The following is a 2,781-nucleotide window of genomic DNA, read 5'->3' on the forward strand; positions in this document are numbered from 1 at the left end:
AACCGGCTCAACCCGTTTTTTTAAATTTTTATAATAAAAATTTTTATAATTAAGCTTTCTTATCGTTAAGAACTTTTTCCTGAACAGACTTTGGAACCTGCTCATATTTTTCAAAGAACATTGAGTAGTTTCCACGACCCTGTGTTCTTGAACGAAGGTCTGTTGAGTAACCGAACATCTCTGAAAGCGGAACGAATGCATTTACCTGCTTACCGCTCGGGATATCCTCCATACCCTCTATACGACCTCTTCTTGAGTTGATATCACCGATAACATCACCCATATATTCCTCAGGCATTGTAACTTCGACCTTCATGATAGGCTCAAGAAGTACAGGGCCCGCCTTGCTCATAGCATCCTTGAATGCCATAGAACCTGCGATATGGAATGCCATCTCTGATGAATCGACTTCATGGTATGAACCGTCATATACATTTGCATGTACACCAAGTACCGGGAATCCGCCAAGAATACCTGACTTTGTAGCTTCCTCGATACCCTCGCCGACAGCAGGTATATATTCCTTAGGAATAGCACCGCCGACAACGGTAGATTCGAACTTGAATGTCTCTTCTCCGTTCGGATCCATCGGTTCGAACTTAACTTTACAGTGACCGTACTGACCACGACCACCTGACTGTCTTGCATACTTGGAATCAACGTCAACAGCCTTAGTAAATGTCTCTTTGTAAGCAACCTGTGGTGCACCTACATTTGCTTCTACATTGAACTCTCTAAGAAGTCTGTCTACGATAATCTCAAGGTGAAGCTCACCCATACCTGATATAATGGTCTGTCCTGTTTCAGTATCTGTCTTAACTCTGAATGTAGGATCCTCTTCAGCAAGTTTTGCAAGAGCATCTATCATCTTTGTCTGACCTGCCTTGGTCTTAGGCTCGATAGCGATATCGATAACCGGCTCAGGGAATTCCATTGACTCTAAGATAACAGGATGCTGCTCGTCACAGATTGTATCACCGGTTGTTGTAACCTTAAATCCAACTGCGGCTGCAATATCTCCTGAGTAAACCTTGTCAATCTCGGTTCTCTTATTTGCGTGCATCTGAAGGATACGACCGACTCTCTCCTTCTTACCCTTTGTAGCGTTAAGCACATATGAACCGCCGTTAAGTGTTCCTGAGTAAACTCTGAAATATGCAAGCTTTCCTACGAAAGGATCTGTCATGATCTTAAATGCCAAAGCTGAGAAAGGCTCTTCATCTGAAGCATGTCTCTCAACTTCATTTCCGTCAAGATCAACACCCTTTATTGAAGGGATATCAAGCGGTGAAGGCATGAACTCAACGATAGCATCGATAAGCTTCTGCACACCCTTGTTACGATAAGCTGTACCGCAGCAAACAGGAATAGCCTTGTTCTCGCAAGTTCCCTTTCTAAGTGCTGCCTTAAGCTGCTCAACTGAAGGCTCCTCACCCTCAAGATACATCATTGTAAGGTCATCATCAAGCTCACAAATCTTCTCAACAAGCTCGCCGTGATATAATTCAGCCTCGTCCTTTACCTCGTCAGGTATATCAATGATTGAAATATCATCACCCTTGTCATCATTATAGATGTAAGCTTTCATCTCAAAGAGATCAACGATTCCCTTGAAATCATCTTCTTTTCCGATCGGGATCTGAAGCATGATTGTATTTTTTCCAAGTCTTGTATGAATCTGCTCAACAGCTGCATAGTAGTCTGCACCCATAACGTCCATCTTGTTGATGAATGCCATTCTCGGTACATGATATGTATCAGCCTGTCTCCATACGTTCTCAGACTGCGGCTCAACACCTTCTTTTGCAGAGAACACACCTACGGCACCGTCAAGTACACGAAGTGATCTCTCTACCTCTACTGTAAAGTCAACGTGTCCTGGAGTATCGATAATATTTATACGATTTTCCTTCTCACCCGGCTTTACTTTGTTAAATTCCTGTAATGTCCAGTGGCAAGTTGTAGCAGCTGAAGTAATTGTAATACCTCTCTCTGCTTCCTGCTCCATCCAGTCCATTGTAGCGGTACCCTCATGGGTATCACCGATCTTATAATTTACACCAGTATAATATAGGATACGCTCAGTAAGTGTGGTTTTACCGGCATCTATATGAGCCATGATACCAATATTTCTGGTTCTCTCTAAAGGATATTCTCTTCCAGCCAATTGGTTTCCTCCTATTAGAATCTATAATGAGCAAATGCCTTGTTAGCCTCTGCCATCTTATGCATATCTTCTTTTCTCTTCACTGCGGCACCTGTGTTGTTTGCCGCATCCATTATCTCGTTTGCAAGACGGTCAACCTGTGTCTTCTCGCCTCTTTTTCTTGAAAAGAATGTAAGCCATCTAAGAGCAAGAGCTTGTCTTCTCTCAGGTCTTACCTCGATAGGAACCTGATATGTAGCTCCACCGATTCTTCTCGCTTTTACCTCAAGTACAGGCATGATATTGTTCATAGCTTCCTCGAAAACCTCTACAGGATCCTTTCCTGTCTTATCGGAAACCTTGTCAAATGCTCCGTACACAATCTTCTGTGCAACACCCTTCTTACCGTCTAACATGATAGTATTTACAAGCTTTGTAACTACCTTGTTATTGTATAAAGGATCTGCTAATACATCTCTTTTTAGTGTATGTCCTTTACGTGGCACGTTTCTTCCCTCCTTAATATTTAATTAGATCTCAGGTACTCGCTTTTTGCGTCCTCGTGCCTATATTTTTTGCAACCAACAAAAAATCGGCACTATCTAATTTGAAAGCTTTGCTTCCTTTTTAAAGAC

General features: G+C 42.3%; 2 protein-coding genes. Both read right to left on the reverse strand.

What is annotated here, in order from left to right:
- Nucleotides 1-49: 49 nt before the first annotated feature.
- Nucleotides 50-2,167 (reverse strand): elongation factor G, encoded by a 2,118-nt coding sequence (gene fusA, locus ACO6FI_RS02210; protein WP_485455911.1) that lies wholly within the window; start codon nucleotides 2,165-2,167, stop codon nucleotides 50-52.
- A 14-nt stretch (nucleotides 2,168-2,181) separates the two neighbouring features.
- The gene (gene rpsG / locus ACO6FI_RS02215) at nucleotides 2,182-2,652 is read right to left on the reverse strand and encodes a 30S ribosomal protein S7 (protein WP_040458303.1); all 471 of its coding nucleotides are present in this window, start codon (nucleotides 2,650-2,652) and stop codon (nucleotides 2,182-2,184) included.
- Nucleotides 2,653-2,781: the final 129 nt, after the last annotated feature.

It is taken from the genome of Lachnoanaerobaculum sp. (assembly GCF_057250505.1).